Source organism: Ponticoccus litoralis, assembly GCF_039769985.1.
In the GTDB taxonomy this organism is placed as follows: Bacteria; Pseudomonadota; Alphaproteobacteria; order Rhodobacterales; family Rhodobacteraceae; genus Ponticoccus; species Ponticoccus litoralis.
The window spans coordinates 195,485-216,643 of sequence record NZ_JBDNCH010000002.1 but is presented as its reverse complement, the minus strand read 5'-3'; the positions used below and the strand labels follow the sequence as shown (position 1 = coordinate 216,643).

General features: G+C 64.2%; 26 protein-coding genes and 1 riboswitch. Of the genes, 19 read left to right on the top strand and 7 right to left on the bottom strand.

Annotation, left to right across the window (positions count from 1 at the left end):
- Window positions 1-53: 53 nt before the first annotated feature.
- The 17 genes from ABFB10_RS02030 (at window position 54) to ABFB10_RS01950 (ending at window position 10,948) form a co-directional block, all read left to right on the top strand.
- Window positions 54-659: a hypothetical protein gene (locus ABFB10_RS02030; RefSeq protein ID WP_347165130.1), complete on the top strand. Its 606-nt coding sequence runs from the start codon at window positions 54-56 to the stop codon at window positions 657-659.
- A 62-nt stretch (window positions 660-721) separates the two neighbouring features.
- Window positions 722-1,549 carry a peptidoglycan-binding protein gene (locus ABFB10_RS02025; protein WP_347165128.1) on the top strand — a complete coding sequence of 276 codons (828 nt, stop codon included), beginning with the start codon at window positions 722-724 and terminating at the stop codon, window positions 1,547-1,549.
- Window positions 1,550-1,623: 74 nt separating this feature from the next.
- Entirely contained in the window at window positions 1,624-1,992 is a 369-nt protein-coding gene (locus ABFB10_RS02020) for a hypothetical protein (RefSeq protein ID WP_347165127.1), read from the top strand.
- A 256-nt stretch (window positions 1,993-2,248) separates the two neighbouring features.
- Complete coding sequence (locus tag ABFB10_RS02015) at window positions 2,249-3,061, top strand: hypothetical protein (protein WP_347165126.1); 813 nt, start codon at window positions 2,249-2,251, stop codon at window positions 3,059-3,061.
- Window positions 3,058-3,399: a hypothetical protein gene (locus ABFB10_RS02010; RefSeq protein ID WP_347165125.1), complete on the top strand. Its 342-nt coding sequence runs from the start codon at window positions 3,058-3,060 to the stop codon at window positions 3,397-3,399. The genes ABFB10_RS02015 and ABFB10_RS02010 overlap by 4 nt, the downstream gene beginning before the upstream one ends.
- A 93-nt stretch (window positions 3,400-3,492) precedes the next feature.
- Window positions 3,493-3,912: a hypothetical protein gene (locus tag ABFB10_RS02005; RefSeq protein WP_347165123.1), complete on the top strand. Its 420-nt coding sequence runs from the start codon at window positions 3,493-3,495 to the stop codon at window positions 3,910-3,912.
- A 652-nt stretch (window positions 3,913-4,564) separates the two neighbouring features.
- A complete protein-coding gene (locus ABFB10_RS02000) occupies window positions 4,565-4,936 on the top strand; it encodes a hypothetical protein (protein WP_347165122.1) in 372 nt (123 codons plus the stop codon).
- 122 nt (window positions 4,937-5,058) lie between these two features.
- Window positions 5,059-5,484 (top strand): hypothetical protein, encoded by a 426-nt coding sequence (locus tag ABFB10_RS01995; protein ID WP_347165121.1) that lies wholly within the window; start codon window positions 5,059-5,061, stop codon window positions 5,482-5,484.
- Window positions 5,485-5,500: 16 nt separating this feature from the next.
- Window positions 5,501-5,896: a thermonuclease family protein gene (locus ABFB10_RS01990; RefSeq protein ID WP_347165120.1), complete on the top strand. Its 396-nt coding sequence runs from the start codon at window positions 5,501-5,503 to the stop codon at window positions 5,894-5,896.
- A 551-nt stretch (window positions 5,897-6,447) separates the two neighbouring features.
- Entirely contained in the window at window positions 6,448-6,825 is a 378-nt protein-coding gene (locus ABFB10_RS01985; protein WP_347165119.1) for a hypothetical protein, read from the top strand.
- 456 nt (window positions 6,826-7,281) lie between these two features.
- Entirely contained in the window at window positions 7,282-8,058 is a 777-nt protein-coding gene (locus ABFB10_RS01980) for a transglutaminase-like domain-containing protein (RefSeq protein ID WP_347165118.1), read from the top strand.
- A gap of 104 nt (window positions 8,059-8,162) precedes the next feature.
- Window positions 8,163-8,492: a hypothetical protein gene (locus ABFB10_RS01975; protein ID WP_347165116.1), complete on the top strand. Its 330-nt coding sequence runs from the start codon at window positions 8,163-8,165 to the stop codon at window positions 8,490-8,492.
- A gap of 51 nt (window positions 8,493-8,543) precedes the next feature.
- A complete protein-coding gene (locus tag ABFB10_RS01970; protein ID WP_347165115.1) occupies window positions 8,544-9,647 on the top strand; it encodes a transglutaminase family protein in 1,104 nt (367 codons plus the stop codon).
- A gap of 189 nt (window positions 9,648-9,836) precedes the next feature.
- Complete coding sequence (locus ABFB10_RS01965) at window positions 9,837-10,043, top strand: cold shock domain-containing protein (protein ID WP_206565614.1); 207 nt, start codon at window positions 9,837-9,839, stop codon at window positions 10,041-10,043.
- Window positions 10,040-10,279 (top strand): hypothetical protein, encoded by a 240-nt coding sequence (locus tag ABFB10_RS01960; RefSeq protein WP_347165114.1) that lies wholly within the window; start codon window positions 10,040-10,042, stop codon window positions 10,277-10,279. The genes ABFB10_RS01965 and ABFB10_RS01960 overlap by 4 nt, the downstream gene beginning before the upstream one ends.
- A 97-nt stretch (window positions 10,280-10,376) precedes the next feature.
- On the top strand, window positions 10,377-10,541 hold the full coding sequence (locus ABFB10_RS01955; RefSeq protein WP_347165113.1) for a hypothetical protein: 165 nt from the start codon (window positions 10,377-10,379) through the stop codon (window positions 10,539-10,541).
- A 155-nt stretch (window positions 10,542-10,696) separates the two neighbouring features.
- The gene (locus tag ABFB10_RS01950) at window positions 10,697-10,948 is read left to right on the top strand and encodes a DUF982 domain-containing protein (protein ID WP_206565611.1); all 252 of its coding nucleotides are present in this window, start codon (window positions 10,697-10,699) and stop codon (window positions 10,946-10,948) included.
- Between the two features lie 342 nt (window positions 10,949-11,290).
- On the opposite strand, the gene ABFB10_RS01945 is transcribed toward ABFB10_RS01950, so the two are convergent.
- From ABFB10_RS01945 to ABFB10_RS01935, 3 genes are all read right to left on the bottom strand, one after another.
- Window positions 11,291-11,770, bottom strand: a complete 480-nt coding sequence (locus ABFB10_RS01945) for an excalibur calcium-binding domain-containing protein (protein WP_347167910.1) — start codon at window positions 11,768-11,770, stop codon at window positions 11,291-11,293.
- A 1,163-nt stretch (window positions 11,771-12,933) separates the two neighbouring features.
- Window positions 12,934-13,782 (bottom strand): pyridoxal kinase, encoded by an 849-nt coding sequence (pdxY, locus tag ABFB10_RS01940; protein ID WP_347165111.1) that lies wholly within the window; start codon window positions 13,780-13,782, stop codon window positions 12,934-12,936.
- Entirely contained in the window at window positions 13,779-14,465 is a 687-nt protein-coding gene (locus tag ABFB10_RS01935; RefSeq protein WP_347165109.1) for an MOSC domain-containing protein, read from the bottom strand. The genes pdxY and ABFB10_RS01935 overlap by 4 nt, the downstream gene beginning before the upstream one ends.
- Window positions 14,466-14,555: 90 nt before the next feature.
- Between ABFB10_RS01935 and pdxR the strand changes: the two genes are divergently transcribed.
- Window positions 14,556-15,968, top strand: coding sequence for a MocR-like pyridoxine biosynthesis transcription factor PdxR (gene pdxR, locus ABFB10_RS01930; protein ID WP_347165108.1), 1,413 nt, complete (start codon window positions 14,556-14,558; stop codon window positions 15,966-15,968).
- 1 nt (window position 15,969) lies between these two features.
- Here pdxR and bioB read toward each other — a convergent pair whose 3' ends face one another.
- The 3 genes from bioB to ABFB10_RS01915 all read right to left on the bottom strand — a co-directional run bounded on the left by bioB (window position 15,970) and on the right by ABFB10_RS01915 (window position 18,251).
- Entirely contained in the window at window positions 15,970-16,944 is a 975-nt protein-coding gene (bioB, locus tag ABFB10_RS01925) for a biotin synthase BioB (protein WP_347165106.1), read from the bottom strand.
- Complete coding sequence (locus ABFB10_RS01920; RefSeq protein ID WP_347165105.1) at window positions 16,941-17,498, bottom strand: biotin transporter BioY; 558 nt, start codon at window positions 17,496-17,498, stop codon at window positions 16,941-16,943. The genes bioB and ABFB10_RS01920 overlap by 4 nt, the downstream gene beginning before the upstream one ends.
- A gap of 84 nt (window positions 17,499-17,582) precedes the next feature.
- Window positions 17,583-18,251 (bottom strand): GntR family transcriptional regulator, encoded by a 669-nt coding sequence (locus ABFB10_RS01915; protein WP_347165104.1) that lies wholly within the window; start codon window positions 18,249-18,251, stop codon window positions 17,583-17,585.
- A gap of 120 nt (window positions 18,252-18,371) precedes the next feature.
- A riboswitch (TPP riboswitch) is annotated at window positions 18,372-18,500 on the top strand.
- Between the two features lie 100 nt (window positions 18,501-18,600).
- Between ABFB10_RS01915 and thiC the strand changes: the two genes are divergently transcribed.
- Entirely contained in the window at window positions 18,601-20,403 is a 1,803-nt protein-coding gene (gene thiC, locus ABFB10_RS01910; protein WP_347165103.1) for a phosphomethylpyrimidine synthase ThiC, read from the top strand.
- Between the two features lie 268 nt (window positions 20,404-20,671).
- Here thiC and ABFB10_RS01905 read toward each other — a convergent pair whose 3' ends face one another.
- A complete protein-coding gene (locus ABFB10_RS01905) occupies window positions 20,672-21,136 on the bottom strand; it encodes an NUDIX hydrolase (protein WP_347165102.1) in 465 nt (154 codons plus the stop codon).
- Window positions 21,137-21,159: the final 23 nt, after the last annotated feature.

Genomic DNA, 21,159 nt, shown 5'->3' with positions numbered 1-21,159 from the left:
ATGCTGGAAATGCAGAACCTCGGACCATCGGAGGCCGAATGGGAGATAGAGACATGACGGGCGACCAGTTCCCCAAGACAAGAAGCGGGCGCCTGATCGAGGCCGGGAAGATCATGGGCGCCATCGCCGCCATCGTCGGAGGGTGCAGCCTGATCTGGGGGCTGTTCTTCGGACCCTTGAGGGACATCTACAGCATGGCCTCAGATTTCGTTGACGACTTCCGGCGCCTTGAGGTGACAGTCCAGCAGCTGCAGGCGGATGTGGCCCGCGCCAATGGCGAGGATCGCGTGATCCGGCAGCCGGAAGGGCTGAGCTACATCCAGGAGCCGGTCACGCAGGGCGACAACGTGGTGATGATCCTGGTCGTCTCGCGGACCAGATTGGGGGAGGGGTGCCGCCTGATCGACTGGGTGCCCATCTTCACCGACGAGCTGAACATCCCGACACCTGGCGAGAGGGCGCGGCGCGGCCCGGTCAGTCGCCAGATCGACACCAATACGCAGCGCCTGCGTGTCGAGATGGTGCCGCCGGAGATCCTGCGCCCCGGGCGCATCGTCGTCTACCTCACGCTGACCTATCGCTGCCCCGGTTCTGACGGGGATGGGCCCCTGGAGGACCGCACCGAAGGCCTCCCGTACCGGCTGCTTCCGGCCAGCTGACCCACCCGGACATTTCATCCACCACGCCCCGCCTGCGGGGCCTTTACGCATGGGAGATCGTCATGCCAATCAACCCCGCTGTCCGCTACCTGCAGCTCGGCCTGAAATCGCTCGGCTACGATCCGGGGCCTGCCGATGGCTGGTATGGCCGCCGGACGGACGCAGCCGCCACGGCCCTCTACCGTGCCGGGCCGACCCGAAGCAGCGAATGGGCGCTGAAAATGCTGCGCACGGGCCTGATCGGGCTGGGCTACCTCAACGCCGCGCCCGAGGGCGGTTTTGACGCAATGGCCCAGACGGCCCTCGGGCAGGTGGTGGACCATGACGGCGCGCCGGCGGCGAGCTGGGCGCGGTCGGGCGAGATCCTGTCGCCGGGCAAGCCCGCGCTGGCGGTGCCGCATTCCAATGTCCTGCGCCAGGGCTCGGCTGGCACCGCCATCGACACCCTGATGATGCACTGCGGCGCGCTGCCGGGCGACTGGCACCTTGGCAAGAGCAATGGCGAGATCGTCGCCGCGATCCACCGGATGCACACCCTGCCGGTGTCGCAGGGCGGGCGAGGGTGGTCGGACACCGGCTACCACGAGATCATCTGTCCGGACGGCGAGCGCCGCGCGGCCCGTCCGCTCGACCGCTACGGTGCAGGCGCCATCGGCTACAACCGCGGCGTCAAGCACATCCTCATGATCGAGCGCCGGACCATCGACCGGACCTATCAGCCCGAGGATCTCTACTACCCCGAGCAGCTGGCCTCGATGCGCGAGGCCGTGGCCGAGTTCGGGGACCGGACGCAGTTCAAGAGGCTGCTGGGCCACCGCGAGGTCGCCGCCAAGCTCTGTCCCGGATTCGACGTGATCGACCGCGACTGGACCGATCGGGCTGTCGCCTGATCGCTACCCCCGGCGCGCCCTAGTGCGCCCATACTCCGCGGCTGTCTGCCGCTCTTCCCTGAAAGGATACAGCCATGGAATGGCTCACCACATTGCTCGCGATGCCCGAGCTTCAAACGGCCTTGATCTCCCTCTTCGGCATCCTTCTCACGATCTTCTTCAAGCGCGCCGCTGGCGCTCTCCAAGCGGCCACGGGCATCGCGATTGATGAGAAGCACCTGAGGGCGCTGCACTCGGCCATCCAGTCGGGCGTCGAGGCGGCTCTTGCCGAGGGGCCGGAGGCCGGGCTGGACATGATCAAGGCCCACGCGATCTACCACGCACAGCAGTCGGTGCCCGATGCCATCGAGGCGCTGGTGCCCGGCGACGGCGTGCTCGACCGGATCGCGGTCCGCTACTACCGTGAGGCCATGGCCCGCGTTGGTGTGGCTGTCCCGGCGTGATCGGATCCCCGCCCGGGAGGGCGGGGGTATTGCTAGCTTCTTCGCCGGTCGACGCGCCGGGCGGAGAACGGTAGTTCGCGGCGCCCCGGACGAACTGCGGAGATTCGCAAATACAGACGTGCCTCCGTATGTATCGAGCCTCTGCCGCCTCGTTGGGTCAGTGGTAGCACGGCGGCGGCGCAAATGATCTCTTGTGGAAAATGCTGGTACCAGTATTTAATTCCCTTCGAAATTCTAAGATTCGGACGAATAAGTATTGTCTCTAGTTGTTGATCTCAAAGCGCGCGTCTTCGGCGAGGACGATAAAGCCTACCGTATCTTTCCAGGAGTTCGATATCGCCACTACGATATCATGAGCAAGCTAGGAGTGGTTTTCTTAGACTATCCAGGGCTACCACTAAGCTCCGGCGGGCACTATGGGCGCACTGATGAAGTAAAGGAAGCTATTGTACGAGGTGAGCGGTACGCTGACGTGGCGTATCGAAAATCTGACCGTGTCGCCGAAATGATGGCAGATGTTGCCTCACAGGACTTATCAAATACTAGATGGTCTCGCCGTAGAGAGCAGGCGCTCAGTTGGATCAACGGCCTTTATCATGAGATCGCGGCTGGCGATCTCGTCGTTCTGCCCGGGCCAATAGGCTACAGAGACGACGAGGCGCGTCCAACCTTGGTCGGAGAAGTGATCTCGGGTACGGAGCGGTGGAAGGAAGGCCCTGGAGCGTACGCCAACGCGGGCCTCTTGGTTCGTCGCGTTCGGTGGCTCGCTGAGATTGATGAACGTGACCTGGATCATCGGACCTATCGTTCTCTTCGCACTCAGAATGCACTGATCAGCATGCGGGCAGAACTCCTCAGACCAGTTCTGGGAGCCGCGTATCAGAATGTAATTGTGAATGGCGATTTCTTGGCCAGGTTCCAAACTACTGGTGCTGAGTTCAATGCGCGCGAGTCCTACCACTTCCAAGCCTTTGTTCTGGCCGTAGTCGAAGCGTATTCGCGTCGGTCAGAAGCAGATGTGACGAGGCAGCTGGATGACTCGATCTACGCAATGGCAGCGGTACCGTGAAGCGAGGGGAGCGAGACATCCCCGAACAAGACTTCAGCATTCACTCTCCTGGCTACACGACGCTGAAAGGCTCCGCGATCGTGTTTGTTGTTTCGGCGCTGTTCGCACTGGCCTTGGAGGCCCAAGCTGAGCCGATCGACTCTAACGGTGCGGTCCAGGTGCGGTTGGAAAATTCAGATTCTGCACGGTACGATCCCTGCGAGGTCGATGGCATCGACGATGCGACACGTGAAACTTTGCGTGCAATGGGCTACAATCGGTGGCAGGAGGCATGTCGCGCGGCTCAAGCCGCGAACGAAGACGAAGGCTTCTCGCCGCGAGCGACTGTGAAAAGGTGATCTAAGGTCAGTGGGCTTGAGATGAGCTATCTTAGGGACTGGTTGAGAGCTGAAACAACGTCCCGGGGCTGGATGGTCGCCGGAGCCGTAGCTGTGATCGTTGTGAATACCCTGATATCGGGCGGGATGTGGTACCTTCAGGTGAAGGTAGATGACGATCGAGCTGTGACTGAGCTTGTCCAGAAACGGAGCGAGGAGATTCGTCTGGCAGCATTGGATTTTCAGACTTTCGCGGCGGCGTATGCTGCCGCCGTGGTGGATGGAGCCGATGACATTCCGCAAGCTAGGGCGCGGCTTTTGGAGAATGTCATGCGTCAATACTCAACTATCGACATGATTGAGAGCCTTTTGCCAGCTGCGGCACGAGAGCCCGTTGTCGACTACAAGTCGGCGCTATCCGAGTTCTCTTCGGTGATCACGGACACGGATGACGTTCTTCGTATGCGGCCCTTCTGGGAAGGGGCTGCTCAAGTACTTACCGCCCGCGACGCCGTGATCGGCGTGCTTGGATAGCAGCCTAACCGCCGAAACCTGCCGCGTAAGCTGATACACTCACGCATCATCTTCTCAGCCTGCGGGCATCAGGAGGCCGGCTGATCAATGATGAATACCGCCTAAGCGTTCGGCTTGGCTCGTCAATATTAGGCGAGCCCCTTAGTAGGGCCCTTACTGACTGGCGTCGACTCGCCCGTCCCGCCGTATGGTTTCAGGGCGCCGTGGATCTGCGATGCCTTGAGGCCGAGGGTGCACATGATCTCAGGGCCTGATCCGCCATCTCTGTGTAGGAGCGGCTCGAAGAGCAGGGGAACAAGGCCCCTGACGGGCTGCCAGCAAAGCGGGACGCCTGACCGAACATGGATCAATAGGAGAGCCATGATGCCGTCTACGGGCGTCATGGTATAATTGGACCTCAAAGTGTTCATAGCATGCACCATCGCCGAGATTCGCCCGAGCGAAGGCGTGCGGCGAAAAACCCTGTTGACCGATTGCCATGACGCTGTTGATCTGGTGTCGCGCATAAGTAGGCGCGCGGGCGTGACTCACGAGGAGCTGGCAGTGATGCCGGGGTTGAAGCCTAGTCTGTCGGCACGCACCGGCTAACAGAAATTGTGGAACGCAGAAGAGGTGTCAGATACTGGCGCTCAATGGCTTTGAAGGGTAAGGTGTGGATTTAAAAGAGTTTATTGTTGATGCAATTTCCTCAATCTCGGAAGCTGTTAAGGTTTCTGATGCCGCGATCAGCGATCTTGGTGGATTGGTGAATCCCGGTGGACACATTCAGGGGGTCACGGGAACGACCTCGGGTCGGTTTGTGGCTCCGAGGACCACCTTAGATTTTGATATTGCAGTAAGTGCATCCAAAGAAGGCAGTGCCGGCGGATCTGCGAAGGCAAAGATATTTGTCGTGGAGGCATCGGTTGGTGGCGACGCGAAATTGAGGAGCGAGACTGTATCCCGGCTCACGTTTTCGATTGATGTCGTTTTGCCGCACGATCCGATGCAAGCTGACCGAATTGGTGCCGTGAAGGCAAAATAGAACCAGTAGCCCTCGTTGCGGTACAGCTTCGAGCCGAATGCAGCAAGGTGAGCGACGGTGCCTATTGTAGGTGTCCCAAGCGAGTGCGCGGCCCGGACCCTTCCTACAAGAGAGGAAAGAATTTGGAACGCGAAACCTACATCGATCTCTTCAAGCATATGAATGAGAAAGCTGTCGACACATCGAACCTATTCCTACGAAGCGCGATCCTGATCAACGGGGGTGCCGCAGTCGCGGTACTCGGTTTTGTGGCCGCAATTGCCAAGGCTGACCAAGCTTTCACAGAGACCATCGTTGGTGTTGCGGGCGCCATATCCTATTTCGCACTGGGCGCGGCTGCTGGGGTAATCTGTATCGCCATCGCTTACCTCACACACTATGCCACCTTGGCAACCCTGGACCAAACGGGTGGTGCTCGTAAGGAGGTCTTTGGAAACATCAAGCGGTTCGTGCACGTCTGTGCCATACTGGTTGCCACCGCCTCGGTGGCATTCTTTCTACTGGGCGTGCTTGAGGTGAAATCCGCCATCCTGATTGGGCTCGTCTGAGAGCGGAGGAGAGCCTATGCGCGCCTTGATCACCATCATCTGTCTCGCACTGCCGGTCCAGGCGATCGCTCAGTCCCTCCATGTCCGGGACGCTGACACTATCGTCGTGGACGGGACCCCGGTGCGACTGAATGGCGTGGACGCGCCCGAGCTCAAGACCAGAGCGGGCCGCGATGCAAAGCGCTGGATGGTCAACTATCTACGGGGCCGGTCGATCACCTGTGATCTGAACGGTGACCGCACCTATGACCGCTGGGTCGGCGTCTGCTATGCTGACGGCCAGGACATTGGCGCGGCGGTTATCGCTGCGGGTCATGCCTTGGACTGCAGGCGGCATTCTGGAGGCCGCTATCGCCACCTTGAGACGCCTGCGGCCAAGTCGCGGATCCGGAGGGCGCGCTACTGCGGTTGACCGGCGGCGGGTTTGGTGTCCACTGACCGACCCAATTGCTAGCGATCTGGCTTGATCGGATCCCGGCCCGTGAGGGCGGGGCCATTGCTGGTTTCTTCGCCGGCGACACGGGCGGAGAGCCGACCTTCGCTGCGCTGGCGACGAAGGTCCCTTTGCATCTGGGGAGTTGCCCTCCGGTCGCACTGGACGCGACGCAAGCGAAGCGCACCCACGGTACAAGCCGATACTGAGCAATCAAACCAGATGCGTCTGGCAACCCAGCCAAAGCAGTGCAGCCAGTATTTGGTTTTCGAACACTGTGCGAAGGCTTGTTTTATGTGGAGAAATGCCTTATATAGGAATGAGCCAGAAAGGCTTTGCCGCAGTGCGCGGCGCAGTTCTCATGACATCTATGCGTATGTTGAGGATCTTGGATACCCAGGATCGAGTCGTATTCCGGCCTCCAGACGTGCGTCACACGAATACCGTGCGAGAGCGCGCGTGGACGTCGTTTGATGATCTGTCACGACATCACAAAGCGACGCGGCGCTTTCTCCGCGGGAGGATTTCAGATGACCACTCCCGAATGGCTCAAGCCGAGTGTCTATGGTGCCCTGCTTGGCGCCGCAGCCCTCGCCGTTGTCGGTTTTTCCTGGGGTGGCTGGGTGACTGGCGGCACAGCACAGGACAGGGCCAAGGACCTGTCCCATGAAACCCTGACCACTGCGATGGTGCCGGTCTGTCTCGAAATGGCGCGCAGCGATCCACAACGCTTGGCCAAGCTCGAGACCATCCGCGCCGCGTCGCGCTACCAAAAGCGCGACGCGCTTGTGGATGCAGGCTGGGCCACCGTACCCGGCGCTGATGGGCCTGATCGCGATATCGCGCAGGCTTGCCTCGCCGCCATTGATTTGGACGCGCCCATTCCCAGCGAGGTCGATGAGGGATGAGGCGCGGCTTGGACCGTGTGTCTTGGCGGACGGTCGCCGTCGTCTTTCTGGCGGGCCTTGAATTTTCACAGGATGGCAGCGGCCCGGCTCCGGCACGTGCAATGGCCCACAACTACGGCTGGATCTGAAGGCCGGGCTTGTAGCTGACAGAGGGCCCTTGCGCTTCCTGCCGATGGCCATGGCATAGGCCAGGCGTACAGGACGAGCCGGGTCTGCCCAGTATGAGCGATACGGCTTGTATCGCGATCAGTCCGCCCGAGGGAGCAGACCGCCCGAGGGAGCAGATCTCGACGGAGCCGGGAGGCGATGGTGCGGCAACATAGGGGCTACCTCGAACAATGGAGTTTGCGCACTTGAGTAATGACCAACGCCCGAGACCGGCTAGACACTGACAGGCACAGACTGCGGATGCATATCGGCTGCCGCATCAGTCACACCTTGACCCAGCCGACCCCGATGATCGCGATCCTGAATGTTCATTACTCGCGTTTCGGCGACCTCGAACGGGCGGATTACCTTGTGACCGAACCAAGCGTGCCATTGGAAAGCTACCGTGACGGGTTCGGAAACTGGTGTACGCGGCTGGTGGCTCCCGCAGGCGAGTTCACGTTGACGACTGATGGTATCTTTCGCGACGGGGGTCTCCAAGACCCCCACCAGCCGGATGCCGGGCAACTTGCGGTGCAGGACCTGCCCTTCGAGACGCTCGTCTTTTTATTGGGCAGCCGGTATTGCGATACAGACCTATTGTCGGAAAGGGCGTGGGCGCTGTTTGAAAATACTGCGCCCGGATGGGCGCGCGTGCAGGCGATCTGCGACTACGTCCACAACACTATCACCTTCGACTACATGCGGGCCGATTCCACCCGAACGGCGGCCCAGACACTTGCGGGCGGCTACGGTGTATGTCGCGACTTCACCCATCTGGCCATTGCCTTTTCTCGGTGCATGAACATCCCGGCGCGTTACTGCACCGGATACATAAGCGAGATCGGCGAGCCTTTGCCCCATGCGGACGATGATTTCGCAGCTTGGATGGAGGTGTTTCTCGACGGCCAGTGGTGGGTTTTTGATCCGCGCAACAACAAGCGCCGCATCGGACGTATTCTTGTCGCGCGCGGGCGCGACGCTGCCGACGTGCCTCTTACGCAGATCTTTGGGCCAGGGACGTTGTCGGGTTTCGAGGTCTGGACCCGCGACATTCGCAAAAAGCGTGGGGGCAACCGGGCGTGAGGACCAGAAGACAGGCCGGGGCGGCACGGGTGCAATATACGCCACACGACGCCCCCTTCGAGACCCTTCACAACAGGCAATAGTCTGTCCAATGGGACAGGCGCGTGACGCGCGTGTCTTCTCAGAAATCAAGGAGTGTTTCCATGACTCGACCGACCACCCCGTTCTTCGTCTTTGACAACCCCTTCGATCTTCCCGGCTTCGGTGAAAGCGTCGGCACTGGCGGTTTCCAGCCTGTCGCTTTTCTCGATCATATGCTGGCCGACCCGATGATCCGCCTCGTCATGATGGCGGACGGCGTTTCGGAAATCGAGATCAAGCACCTCTACCGACCCTGCGCGACCCAAAGGCTGCAGACCATCCCGCAATGCGTGCCGGTTCCAAATGGGCCCGGCCCCCGTCCGGGAAGTCCGCGTCCGGGGATCGGCGAATGAGTAACGTCTTGGACGTGCCACAGAAGCATGCGACCTCGCGCGCAAAGGCGGATGTTGCAGCTGATCGCGCCTGTCTGCGCTGCCGCAAGCCATTTCCCAGCGCCGGCTTTGGCGAGCGTATCTGCCCGCGCTGTAAGGGATCGAAAGCCTGGCGCGGCGCGGCGCCAGAAGGCGTCTCGACAGGGCGCCGCCGTGGCGGTCAGTCTTCATAGCCCGCCCATGACTCGCCTGTCGATCACCCACAAGACGCGCTACTCATTTCGCCGTGACATCGCCTTGGGTCCGCATCAATTGATGTTGCGCCCGCGTGAGAACCGCGATCTGAGCCTCGTATCTTTCGACCTCGAAGTCTGGCCGACACCCGTCCTTCGTTGGTCGCAAGATGTGGCAGGCAATGCTGTTGTCTCTGCGCTTTTCCCGGCACCTGCGCGGGAACTCGACATCACGGCCCGCATGGTGGTCGACCTGCACGCGCCCGCCTGGCCGGTTTTCCCGATCACGGCCTCAGCTTCACAGTTTCCCTTTACCTATTCCCTGGACGAACTGACGGACCTCGGGACGCTCGCTCAGCCTCAGTATTTTGACCAGGCAAAGCGCCTGATCGGCTGGGTCGAGTCCCTGATCGCGTCGCGGCCCATCGATACGCTGGCGCTGCTGAAGGACATCAGCAAAGCCATCACCGCGCAGACCTACTATCAAGGTCATGCCACAGAGGGCACGCAGGGGCCGCTCGCAACCCTAGACCGGGGATGGGGGACCTGCAGGGATTTCGCCGTGCTCTTTGCGGAGGCGGTCCGCACTCTGGGTTTCGGCGCACGGTTGGTTTCGGGCGATCTGTACAACCCTTCCGGCGAGAGTGTTGGCATAGCCGATGCAGGCGCCACCTATGCCTGGGTCGAAGTCTTTGTCCCCGGCGCGGGATGGATAGCCTTTGACCCAACGAACAGATCTGTCGGCCCTGCCAACCTGATCGCGGTGGCGGTGGCGCGCAACATCCATCAGATTTCGCCGGTATCGGGCAGCTTTCACGGGACAAATACGGATTTCCTTGGACTCGACGTCACCGTCAATGTGCGCAGGGATGCGGGCAGCTCGACAGAGAACCTGCGCCACGGAAGCGTCCTGCTTCAGGGTCGCATTTCGCCAGAGGCCTGAGGCATATCTTTCTTTGTTTACCCCAAAGCGACCTTGCGCTTTGCACGCAGACACCCCATGTATTTACGGCTAACGTTTCTTCTCTTCGAATGCTGTCGCCGCTGACCCCGGTTCCGGTTGATCGACTTGGATCGACTTTGCCGGGCTGCCGCGATCCTGCGGGCAGCATTTCAATAGGAGACCACGGATATGGCCAATGGCACCGTGAAATGGTTCAACAACACCAAGGGCTTCGGATTCATTCAGCCGGAACAGGGCAGCAAGGACATCTTCCTGCACATTTCTGCTGTCGAGCGGGCCGGCATCAGTCGCCTCGATGACGGCCAGGCCGTGACGTTCGACATCGAGTCCGGCCGTGACGGTCGTGAATCCGCTACCAATCTGGCGCTCGCATGAAGCCAACGCTGGAAGACCTGCTTGCAGGAGTTCCGGCTCAGGAAGGGAACGGTGGGAAGCCTCTGGCGCCCAGCGTTTCCGCCTCCAAAGCAAAGACTGCTGAGCCGGTCACACAGATCGAAAAGACGACCGCGAACGCCAAGCGCGTTCTCGACGAAGAGGCCAAAGCGCACGCTGACAAGACGGCTCAACTCAAAGCTGCCCGAGAAGCGCGCGACGGCACCGGCCAGAACTGAGAGCGTCGGCCCCACAGGCTGTGCGACGATCCTGACCCGTACAGCATTTTCCAAATGTCCCCGTGCGGGCAACCTGCATCGACATGAGGAGATACAAATGGGTTATTCCGTTCCGAAGAAGCAACTGGACCTCAAGGAATTTCTGAGCACACCTGCCAAGAAACGTCCGTTTTCCCGGAATTTCGGTAGCATAAAACCCCAGGCTCAGGCTTCAAAAACCGATACGCCGCCGGTGACAAAACCCGACGACACAACGGACTGACAGTCCGGATTTCATGATCCCCGGTCAATCCGGCCCATGAGGCTGGATGCTGTCCGCATAATATTCAACAGTCCCCTCACGAAAGAGCCACGCGCCGGTCGTCAGAACTTGGCGGCGGTCAGGGGATTGCGCAAACCACAAAGGCACAATTGCACATGATGGAAATTCAATGGGGCGCCCCTGTCGCCCTTCACCAGCCCCAGAACGGCACAATCGAACAGTTCAGCACTATCGAAAAGGTGCGATATTGGCTGCGGCGGAAATGGCCGGTCACGGATGCGGCGCGACAGACAGCACTGACAAGAATTGATGAAGCGATGGACTGCATGAGACCCGTAGAGGACGCTCGACATGCGTTCCTTGTCGCAGCCCTCTCTGCCGGTTTTGTCCTCACACGCGGGGCTTGAGGTTACTTTGAGGGCCTTTGAGGCGCACTTCCGCTCTCAAGACACACTGACCTTTCACGTTATACAAATTTTGTTTCTGCGCCGTGGCTCGCTCAAACGCGCAGCAATGGCTGGGACCGGCCATCCGCTGTGCCTGGCACGAATGTCGGCTCTGGGCCGCTTGTTACGTGCCCGGCGGTCGGGACGGTGAAGGGCCATGGACGACGCAGGCAATACGTCCTAGCGTCAACTCGCTGGTCCATGTTGGTGGATTATCCGGTCTTGTTCCTCGATTGGGCGATCATGCTTTTACCCGTGCTGATTCTGGCCCGTCACTCGTGACGCGTTGGTTCAACGGGACCATCAGCATCCACCGTAATTCTTATTGCCGCTGGCGGTGATTGTGTATGTACCGCCTCGCGGTCCGACATAGCATCGCGAGCTACTAGATGGGCGCGGGGCGCGGTACGATGAAGCGCGCGTTGCGGTCGCTATCGCCCTCTGCTTCAACGCGAGTTTGTTGATTTGGACGCCCCATTCGCACGCCAGGCCATCACCATCGCGGTCCAGTCCAGCGGGGTCTCTTGTCGGACCTCCATTGGATAAGAAGTAGGCCTGCGCAGCAGCAGCGGAACTGAAATCGCTACAATCACGGTCCGACGACGGTTGTGCCGTCGCTTCTCTCGCATACAGGCTCTTACCGTATGCTGAACTTGTCCTTCGGCCAAGATAGTCGGTTCCGCTGACGGTCTGACCCCTGGTGCCCAACTCAGCCTCGATCAACGCTAACTCTCGCGGATCGGATACCGTGTAGTGCTTCGACCACAAGAGAGAGCTACTCATGGACTTGAAGCTGGTCGAAGTGACGGTCGGGGCGCATCCTACGACTACACCTAAAAGGACCAGAGCAAAGTAGCTGCGCATATTGAACCTCTCCAAAAAAGATACCTGAATCGATATTCCCCAAGTGGACTACCGCTTGATGGCAAACGTCAGCTGACTCTGGGCGGCGATCAAGAGCTTTTTTCCGTGTATCGTGCTGGCGGTCACGTAAGCGCACGGAGTTTGGCGGAACGGGTCTTTACTTACTCCTTCGCTACTGGCGCAAGTTCACTTTTGAATGACCTTAATCTCATGCTGCATCGCAGAATCTCTGGCCTAGATGAAAGTCTGCTCTGGGCCGTGAAGCGGCGTGCAGGACGTGCTCCTATGTTCTGGGGGCTTGATGGCGGAGCCGCTGGGGCGGTGATATGCCCGTGCCATGCACATGCTCTGGCTCAAATGCTCCTGCTGCGGCGCGGAGGCCGATGTCCCGGCCCCTGACGATGTTCTGTCGCTGTCCCGTGCCGAGATACTGGCGCGGGCGCGGTGTCGTCGCTGTCGAGGCGGGCCGGCTGTGGATATGCGCCGGTACTGGTCGCCGCAGGTCAATGCGCTGGAGAGCGCGCGCGAGTCCGGGAAGGGGCTGGGCTGGGGTGGGTGAGGGGCTTCCTGTCCCACGGTCTGGCGGGGCGATGGTGTGCTTCCGGATCGGCTGGGGCCTCGGCGCCGGTCATCGCGACTACCGCGGGCGATGCTGGCTCCACATCGGCACATTGTTGGTCTTTTTTTGTTTCCACCCGACCCGTAACCTACTGACAACACGTTGGCGAATTGCCCCATGTTTCCGGGCAACCCCTTGATATAGCCCGCTTGGGCAAATCCTCTCGGGTGCGCCATTACCCCCGACAATCGATTATGCCGGATCCGCGCGCCTTCAACCCGGTGCGGGTGTGGCTTGGGCTGTGTGCCCCGGGGCCGGCCCGGGCGGTCCTGCATGCCGCATCCACCGGCAGTGGCGGCAAGGCTCAGGGATGCGGGTCGGCAGGCGCGCCAGATCGTCGGGCAGGGACGGATGAGACGGCATAGGGCCAGCGCCCCCATCGGATCATGGTCCGGGGTCCGGGCCTCTGGTGGTCAAGGCAGGCGCCGCCCCAATCTGGCGGCGAGGTCCGCGTTCCCCGGCCTCAGCCGGACCCCAGCGACAGCAGCGCGCGGCGGAACTCGGGTTCGCTCAGCACCACTTCTCCCGCGCCAAGCGCCTTGGCGTGACGCAGGGCGTGGGCGGTCAGGGCCTGTGCCGTCTCGATGGCGCGGGGCACGGGAAGGCCGCGCCCAATGCCCGCGACCAGCAGCCCGGCAAAGAGATCGCCGGTGCCGGGCAGGGCGATCGGCAGGCGTTCGGTCGGGTGTCGGCTGGGGCCTTCAGGTCCCAGAAGCACGGTTTCGAGCATGCCTTGGCGGGTGTCGCCCAGCACGCAGCCGGTGGCGATCAGATGGGCCGCGGGGGCGATGTGAAGCGTCGCGCGCGCCGCCTGAAGATCGGCCAGCCCGCGGATCGGCAGCCCGGTCAGCCAGGCCAGCTCGAAGGGGTTCGGCGTGGCGATGTCGGCCATCGGCAGCAGCCGGTCGCGCATCACGCCGGCGATGGCCTCGGGGACGTAGAGACCCGGCCCCTCGTCGCCCAACACCGGGTCGCAGACATAGCGCAGGCGCGGGTTCGCGGCCTTCGCCTCGGCCACGAAATCCGCCACCATCTGGGCCACGTCGAGCGACCCGATATAGCCCGTGAGGATGTAATCCGCGCGCTCGGGCAGGCCGCGTTCGCGGGCGCCCTGCAGCAGGTCGGAAAAGAACTCGGGTGGCAGGGCGCGACCGCGCAGGGTCGGGTAGTCGGGGGTGTTCGAGAAGACGACGGTGGGGATCGCCGCCACCTCCAGCCCCGCCGCCTGCATCGGGAAAAGCGCCGCGGAATTGCCCACATGGCCAAGCACCACCTGGCTCTGGATCGAGATCACGAAGGGGGGCGGGGTCATGCCGTGCCGTCCAGTCTTGCGCTCCAGTCCTCGACCCGGCGGCTGTCCAGCCTGCGGACCGCATATTTGCGCCAGCCCTCGGCCAGCACGTCAAGCGCGGCGATGCCTTCGAGTTCGCCGAGGTTCATCCGGTCGACGTAAAGCGCATGCCAGAGCCGCCGCAGGGTCCAGTCCGGTGCCAGCCGGTCGATCAGCTCCAGCCGGTCGCCGGGGGCGACGGTGCCGGGCCGGAGCACGCGGTAATACCACCCGGTGCGCCCGGTCGCCTGCACCCGCCGCGCCATGTCGGGCAGGCCGAAGCGGTGGTTGAGCTTCCAGCAGGGTTGCCGCCCCTGCGAGACCTGCACCAGCGCGCTGCCCAGCCGGAAGGTATCGCCCACGGCAACCTCGGCTTCGGTGAGCCCGGCGGTCGCGATATTCTCGCCGAACCCGCCGGGGGCGGCCAGCGGCGGCAGCGCGCCAAGATCCGCGCGCCACTCGGCGTAATGGTCCTGCGGGTAGTGGTGCACGGCCTTCTCGATGCCGCCATGCACCCGCCGGTCGGCCTGCTCGTCGCCCTCGAAACCCTCGGGACCCAGCGCCAGCGGGCGGGCCACGCGGGTCTTGACGATGCCGCTGCGGGCCTCGCTGCCGGCAAGCGGGGCGACCGGGCCGGTCAGCAGGGTGATCGGAAAGACTGTCATCGGAGCCTCTTGCGTTTTTCCCCTCCTTGGCAAATCACTGGCCTATCTGGAAGTGCCAGTATGAAAGAGTTGGATAGGCCGGTTCTGGATATGCGTGAACCACTTGCCCTCGAGATAGAGCCGGGCCACGGCGGCCCGCTGTTCCTTGCCATTGCCGAGGCGATCACCCGCGACATCACCCGGGGGCGGCTGCGGCCCGGGGCGCGGTTGCCCGGCACGCGGGCTCTGGCCCGCGCGCTGGGGGTGCATCGCAACACGGTGGATGCGGCCTACCAGGAGCTGCTGACCCAGGGCTGGCTGCGGGCCGAACCGGCGCGGGGCACCTTTGTCGCGCAGGATCTGCCGCAGGGGATGCTGGCGCGCAGGCCCGCGCCCGCGCCGGTGGACCCGGTGGCGCCGCGCGCGGCGCTGGCCTTCACCGATGGCGCGCCCGACCCCAAGCTGGTGCCCGACAAGGCACTGGCCCGGGCCTTTCGCCGGGCGCTCTTGTCGCCCGCCTTTCGCGCCGGGGCGGATTACGGCGATGCGCGCGGCACGGTGTCGCTGCGCGAGGCACTGGCAGGCTATCTTGCTTCGGACCGGGGCGTGGTGGCGGATCCGTCGCGGTTGCTGATCGCGCGGGGCAGCCAGATGGCGCTGTTCCTGGCCGTGCGCGCGGCGCTGTCCCCGGGCGAGGTCATCGCGGTCGAAGAACCGGGCTATCCGCTGGCATGGGACGCCTTTCGCGCGGCGGGGGCCGAGGTGCGCGGCGTGCCGGTGGATGGCGGCGGCCTCAGGATCGACGCGCTGGAGGCGGCGCTGGCCCGCGACCCGCGCATCCGGGCGGTCTGTGTCACGCCGCATCACCAGTACCCGACGACCGTGACCATGGGTGCGGCGCGGCGGTTGCAGCTGCTGGAGCTGGCGCAGCGCCACGGGCTGACGCTGATCGAGGACGATTACGACCACGAATACCGCTTCGAGGGCCGCCCGGTGCTGCCGCTGGCCGCCCGTGCGCCCGAGGGGCTGCCGCTGATCTACGTGGGCTCGCTGTCCAAGCTGCTCTCGCCCGGCATCCGGCTGGGCTATGCGCTGGCGCCGGAGCCCTTGTTGACCCGCATGGTCGAGGCGCGGGCCGCCATCGACCGGCAGGGCGACGCGCCGATGGAGGCGGCGCTGGCGGAACTGATCCGGGAGGGCGATCTGGGGCGTCACGCCCGCAAGGCGCGGCGGGTCTACCGGGCGCGGCGGGATCTGCTGGCGGGGCTGCTGGGGGAGCATCTGGCGGGGCACGTCACCTTTGACCTGCCCGCCGGGGGCCTCGCGCTGTGGCTGCGCTGCGAGGCGGTGTCGGCCGAGGCCTGGGCCGAAGCCGCCGGGCGGGCCGGGCTGGCGCTGCTGCCCGGCAGGCGCTTCGCGCTGGATGGCCCGGCGCCGCAGGCCTTCCGTCTGGGCTATGCGGCGCTGGACGAGGGGCAGATCGCCCGGGCGGTGGAGATCCTCGCCCGAAGCGTTCCGGCCTGACCTATTCCGCCGCCACCCGGGGCCGGGCCTCTGCGGGGGCGATGTGCATCCCCAGCCGGGCCAGAAGGTCCTGATCCTTCCAGGCCGCCGGGTTGCCGGTGGTCAGCAGCTGGTCGCCCACGAAGATCGAGTTCGCCCCGGCGAGGAAGCACAGCGCCTGCACCTCGTCGCTCATGCCGGTGCGTCCGGCGGACAGGCGCACGACCGAGGCCGGCATCAGGATGCGGGCCAGCGCCACCAGCCGCACCAGAGCGAAGGGATCGACCGCCTGCGCACGCGCCTGCACCGGCACGCCCTCGATCTCGTTCCACAGGTTCACCGGCACGCTGTCGGGATGCGCGGGCAGGGTGGCCAGCGTCACCAGCATGGCGATGCGGTCCTCTTCTGTCTCGCCCATGCCGAGGATACCGCCGCAGCAGACCTTGATGCCGCCCTTGCGGACCTGTTCGACGGTGTCGAGGCGGTCCTCCATCGTGCGGGTGCTGGCGATCTGGGCGTAATATTCGGGCGAGGTGTCGATATTGTGGTTGTAGAAATCCAGGCCCGCCGCCTTCAGCCGCGCGACCTGTCCGGGTGAAAGCATGCCCAGCGTCATGCAGGTTTCCAGCCCCAGATCCGCCACGCCCCGCACCATGTCGCAGAGCTTGTCCATGTCGCGGTCCTTGGGGCTGCGCCGGGCGGCCCCCATGCAGAAGCGTTGCGCGCCGGAGGCCTTGGCGCGTCTGGCGGCGGCCAGAACCGCGTCGGTCTCCATCAGCTTGGTCGCCTTCACCCCGGTGTCGTGAAAGGCCGATTGCGAGCAATAGCCGCAATCCTCGGGACAGCCGCCGGTCTTGATGCTGAGCAGGCTGGCGGTCTCGATCGCATTGGGGTCGAAATGCTTGCGGTGCAGGGTCTGGGCGCGGTGCATCAGGTCGGCGAAGGGCAGGGCGTGGATCGCCCCGGCCTCCGCCATGGTCCAGTCGGTTCGGATCATTCTGCGCGGGCCCTGAGTCGCACAAGCGCGGTGATCAGCCCCGATGCCAGCGCCAGCTTGACCAGATCGCCGAGGATGAAGGGCGTGAGCCCAGCCGCCAGCACGGAGGACGCCGGGACGAAACCGGCAAGCCAGGCGAGGCCGCAGGCATAGACCACCGTCAGGCCCGCCAGCATCGCAAGGAAGCGCCCGATCAGCCCGCGCCCCTGCGCCAGCCAGCCGGTCAGGGGCGCGCCCAGCAGGTAGCCCGCAAGATAGCCGCCGGTCGGCCCGGCCATATAGGCCAGCCCGATGCCGCGTTCCGGCGTGCCCGAGAAGACCGGCATCCCCGGGGCGCCCGCCGTCAGGTAGGTCGCCACCGCCGCGAGGCCCAGCCTTGGCCCCAGCGCGGCGGCGAGGAAGAACACCGCCAGCGTGTGCATGGTCATCGGCACCGGCCAGAAGGGGATCTGGATCTTGGCGCCGAGCGTGATCAGCGCCGCGCCGCCAAGCGCCAGCGCAAAGCCGCGTCCCAGCGCCGCGGGACGGGTCAGAGAAGGGGTGAGAATTGCCAAGGGTCTGTCCTCCGAAGATAGCTGTCAGGTCTATCTATAAATACGAGGATTGGGGGCCGTTCTGGCAATCCGATTTATAGATAATTATCCGGGAATCTCGTAAGTCTCTCGGGGGTCGGCATTTTTCACCGCTGTTTTGCGCTTGCCGATCCAGCCGACATGGCGTGCCAGCGTGGCGCAGGCAAGGTCGGTTTGGTCCTTGCGCAGGGCGTCGAGAATGGCGCGGTGGTCGTGATCGGTACGGGCCTCCCAGTCGCGCCGCCAGGCGGCAAAGAGGAAGCGGGCGCTGGCCGCCTGCAGGTCGTCGATGGTCCGCAGCAGCCGTGGCATCCGGCAGGGCGACAGGATCAGGCGGTGGAAATGGCGGTTCGCCGCCTCCCAGTCGCGGACCGTGCTGGCGCTGTCACCGTGGCGCGTAACCTCTTCTGCCTCCTGAAGAATAGCGCGCGTCATATTGGGCGCGGCGTGGCGCAGGGCGAGGCTTTCGAGGCTCGATCGCATCTCGGCGACCTCGCGCAGTTCGGCCACGTCGAACTCGGTGACGCGAAAGCCGCGCCTTGGCTCGCTCTCGGCCAGTCCCTGGGTCTGCAGCGCCCGGAAGGCCTCGCGCACCGGGACGTGGCTGGCGCCGAATTCAACGGCGACATGATCCTGCCGCAGCCGCGCGCCGGGCGGCAGCTCGCCCGAGATGATGCGGTTGGCAAGGATGCGGGCGATGCGCGCGGACTGTGTCTCTGAGGGGGCGTGTTTCATGAATTATAGATAATTCACGCCACGCCGCTTGTCGACACCCGGATCGCAACGCGGTCTTGGCGGCGGAGAGGGGTCTCTGCCCGGGATGTTGACAAGGCTGCATTTGTCCCGCAGCTTGCCGCCACTCACCCGGGGGGTCTCGACAAGAGGCTGAGATACTGCTGGCCGGACGCCAAATCCGCGCAGCGCAGTGACCCGATGAACCTGATCCAGTTCACACTGGCGTAGGGATGGTGCACTGGCCGCGCGGGCGTCGATCACGGGATACGTGACGGCGCAATCCGTCCCGGCAATCCCATTCGACGCGGAACTGGGTCTCCAACGCATTGAGCACTGGAGGCTCTGACCGATGAAAGACCTGACCCCAACCGTCACCACGGGCCCGCTGCCCGCCTCGCGCCGCGTCTGGCACGCGGGGCAAAGACACCCCGAGATCCGCGTGCCCATGCGCGAGATCGACCTGCATCCCACGGCGGGAGAGCCGCCCGTCACCGTCTACGACAGTTCCGGGCCCTACACCGACCCCGAGGCCGAGATCGCCATCGACCGGGGCCTGCCGCGCCTGCGCGCGGGCTGGATCGCGGCGCGCGGCGATACCCAGACCTACGCGGGGCGCGCCATCAACCCCGCCGACAACGGCTTTGCCGAGGGCACCCGGCTTGTGCCGGAATTCCCGCTGCGCCACGCCCCGCGCCGGGCCACGCAGGGCCGCGCCGTGACGCAGATGGCTTATGCCCGCGCCGGGATCGTCACGCCCGAGATGGAATTCGTCGCGATCCGGGAAAACCTCGGTCGCAAGGCGCAGGCCGAGGCCCTTGCCCGCGACGGCGAAAGCTTCGGCGCCGCGATCCCCGATTTCATCACGCCCGAGTTCGTCCGGGACGAGATCGCGCAGGGCCGTGCGATCATCCCCGCCAATATCAACCACCCCGAGGCCGAGCCCATGGCCATCGGGCGCAACTTCCTTGTGAAGATCAACGCCAATATCGGCAACTCCGCCGTGACCTCCTCGATGGCGGAAGAGGTGGAAAAGATGGTCTGGGCCACCCGCTGGGGCGCCGATACGGTCATGGACCTGTCGACGGGCCGCAACATCCACAACATCCGCGACTGGATCATCCGCAACAGCCCGGTGCCCATCGGCACGGTGCCGCTGTACCAGGCCTTGGAGAAGGTCGGCGGCATTGCCGAGGATCTGACCCGGGAGGTCTTCCGCGACACGCTGATCGAACAGGCCGAGCAGGGGGTGGATTACTTCACCATCCACGCGGGGGTCCGCTTGCACATGATCCCGATGACGGTGAACCGGGTGACGGGCATCGTGTCGCGCGGCGGCTCGATCATGGCCAAATGGTGCCTGCACCATCACCGCGAGAGCTTTCTCTACGAGCATTTCGACGAGATCTGCGAGATCGCGCGCGCCTATGACGTGTCGTTCAGCCTTGGCGACGGGCTGCGCCCCGGCTCCATCGCGGATGCCAATGACGCGGCGCAGTTTGCCGAGCTGGAGACGCTGGGCGAGCTGACGCAGATCGCCTGGGCGAAGGACTGTCAGGTGATGATCGAGGGACCGGGCCATGTGCCCATGCACAAGATCAAGGCCAATATGGACAAGCAGTTGCAGGTCTGCGGCGAGGCGCCCTTTTACACGCTTGGGCCGCTGACCACCGATATCGCGCCGGGCTACGACCATATCACCAGCGGCATTGGCGCGGCGATGATCGGCTGGTTCGGCACGGCGATGCTGTGTTACGTGACGCCCAAGGAGCACCTCGGGCTGCCGGACCGCGACGATGTGAAGGTGGGCGTCATCACCTACAAGATCGCGGCCCATGCGGCGGATCTGGCCAAGGGCCACCCGGCGGCGCAGATCCGCGACGATGCCCTGAGCCGCGCGCGGTTCGAGTTCCGCTGGGAGGATCAGTTCAACCTCTCGCTCGATCCCGAAACCGCGCGCTCGATGCATGACGAGACCCTGCCGAAAGAAGCCCACAAGGTCGCGCATTTCTGTTCCATGTGCGGGCCGAAGTTCTGCTCGATGCGGATCAGCCACGACATCCGCGCCGAGGCGCAGAAGGACGGCATGGCGCGCATGGCCGAGAAGTTCCGCGAGGGCGGCAGGCTGTATCTGCCGGTGGAGGACAAGGCCTGAGCCGGACAGCGGAGGGCCCTTGACGGTCCTCTGCGTCACGCCCTGCATCGCCAGTGCCGTGGCGGGACGCTCGCGGCCCCTGTCCTGGGGGTCGCGGGCGCCTCGCGGTGTCGGACCCGGGGGCGGCCAGACGCCCGGGTGCTGGGGCAGGCAAAGCGCACGACCGGCATCCGGGGCAGGGCCCCGGGTGTCCCGTCTCTGGCGGGCGTGACGCGGTCAGGCGGGTGCTCTCGGGCGCGGCCGGTTGCGGGGCCGGTGTCCGCGACGGTCAGGGCTTTGGCGATCTGGACGGCATTTGCGACATCAGCGCGGCGGCCTGTTCCGCGACCTCGGCCACGTCGAGGCTGAGGGCGAGGCCGCTGTCTTGCAGCGCATCCAGATCGACCCAGCGCGCGTCCAGTGCGTCGTCCGCCGCAACCGGCTCTCCGGCGGTCCAGCGGCACAGCACGGCGATCAGGATGAAGTGCCGCCGCAGGGCGCCTGTCTCGACGCGGTCGAAGGCATCGACGGCGGTGACCACGCGCAGCGGTTCGGCAGCGACGCCTGTTTCCTCGGCCAGTTCCCGGATCGCGGCCTCGAACAGGGTTTCGCCCTGATCGATCTTTCCGCCCGGGAAGCCCCAGAGCCCCGCGTCGGGCGGGTTTGCGCGGCGCACCAGAAGCACCTGCCTGTCGCGGATGACGGCGGCGATGGTCGCCGCAATCGGGCGTGGGGCTGTCGATGGTGCGGGCAAGGCGGCCTCTTCATGCTGGGGCC

What these genes read in the sequence shown, in the direction of transcription:
- ABFB10_RS02030 (WP_347165130.1), top strand. Translation starts at nt 54, where the DNA reads ATGACGGGCGACCAGTTCCCCAAGACAAGAAGCGGGCGCCTGATCGAG.
- ABFB10_RS02025 (WP_347165128.1), top strand. Translation starts at nt 722, where the DNA reads ATGCCAATCAACCCCGCTGTCCGCTACCTGCAGCTCGGCCTGAAATCG.
- ABFB10_RS02020 (WP_347165127.1), top strand. Translation starts at nt 1,624, where the DNA reads ATGGAATGGCTCACCACATTGCTCGCGATGCCCGAGCTTCAAACGGCC.
- ABFB10_RS01990 (WP_347165120.1), top strand. Translation starts at nt 5,501, where the DNA reads ATGCGCGCCTTGATCACCATCATCTGTCTCGCACTGCCGGTCCAGGCG.
- ABFB10_RS01985 (WP_347165119.1), top strand. Translation starts at nt 6,448, where the DNA reads ATGACCACTCCCGAATGGCTCAAGCCGAGTGTCTATGGTGCCCTGCTT.
- ABFB10_RS01980 (WP_347165118.1), top strand. Translation starts at nt 7,282, where the DNA reads ATGATCGCGATCCTGAATGTTCATTACTCGCGTTTCGGCGACCTCGAA.
- ABFB10_RS01970 (WP_347165115.1), top strand. Translation starts at nt 8,544, where the DNA reads ATGTTGCAGCTGATCGCGCCTGTCTGCGCTGCCGCAAGCCATTTCCCA.
- ABFB10_RS01965 (WP_206565614.1), top strand. Translation starts at nt 9,837, where the DNA reads ATGGCCAATGGCACCGTGAAATGGTTCAACAACACCAAGGGCTTCGGA.
- ABFB10_RS01960 (WP_347165114.1), top strand. Translation starts at nt 10,040, where the DNA reads ATGAAGCCAACGCTGGAAGACCTGCTTGCAGGAGTTCCGGCTCAGGAA.
- ABFB10_RS01955 (WP_347165113.1), top strand. Translation starts at nt 10,377, where the DNA reads ATGGGTTATTCCGTTCCGAAGAAGCAACTGGACCTCAAGGAATTTCTG.
- ABFB10_RS01950 (WP_206565611.1), top strand. Translation starts at nt 10,697, where the DNA reads ATGATGGAAATTCAATGGGGCGCCCCTGTCGCCCTTCACCAGCCCCAG.
- ABFB10_RS01945 (WP_347167910.1), bottom strand. Translation starts at nt 11,770, where the DNA reads ATGAGTAGCTCTCTCTTGTGGTCGAAGCACTACACGGTATCCGATCCG.
- pdxY (WP_347165111.1), bottom strand. Translation starts at nt 13,782, where the DNA reads ATGACCCCGCCCCCCTTCGTGATCTCGATCCAGAGCCAGGTGGTGCTT.
- ABFB10_RS01935 (WP_347165109.1), bottom strand. Translation starts at nt 14,465, where the DNA reads ATGACAGTCTTTCCGATCACCCTGCTGACCGGCCCGGTCGCCCCGCTT.
- pdxR (WP_347165108.1), top strand. Translation starts at nt 14,556, where the DNA reads ATGCGTGAACCACTTGCCCTCGAGATAGAGCCGGGCCACGGCGGCCCG.
- bioB (WP_347165106.1), bottom strand. Translation starts at nt 16,944, where the DNA reads ATGATCCGAACCGACTGGACCATGGCGGAGGCCGGGGCGATCCACGCC.
- ABFB10_RS01915 (WP_347165104.1), bottom strand. Translation starts at nt 18,251, where the DNA reads ATGAAACACGCCCCCTCAGAGACACAGTCCGCGCGCATCGCCCGCATC.
- thiC (WP_347165103.1), top strand. Translation starts at nt 18,601, where the DNA reads ATGAAAGACCTGACCCCAACCGTCACCACGGGCCCGCTGCCCGCCTCG.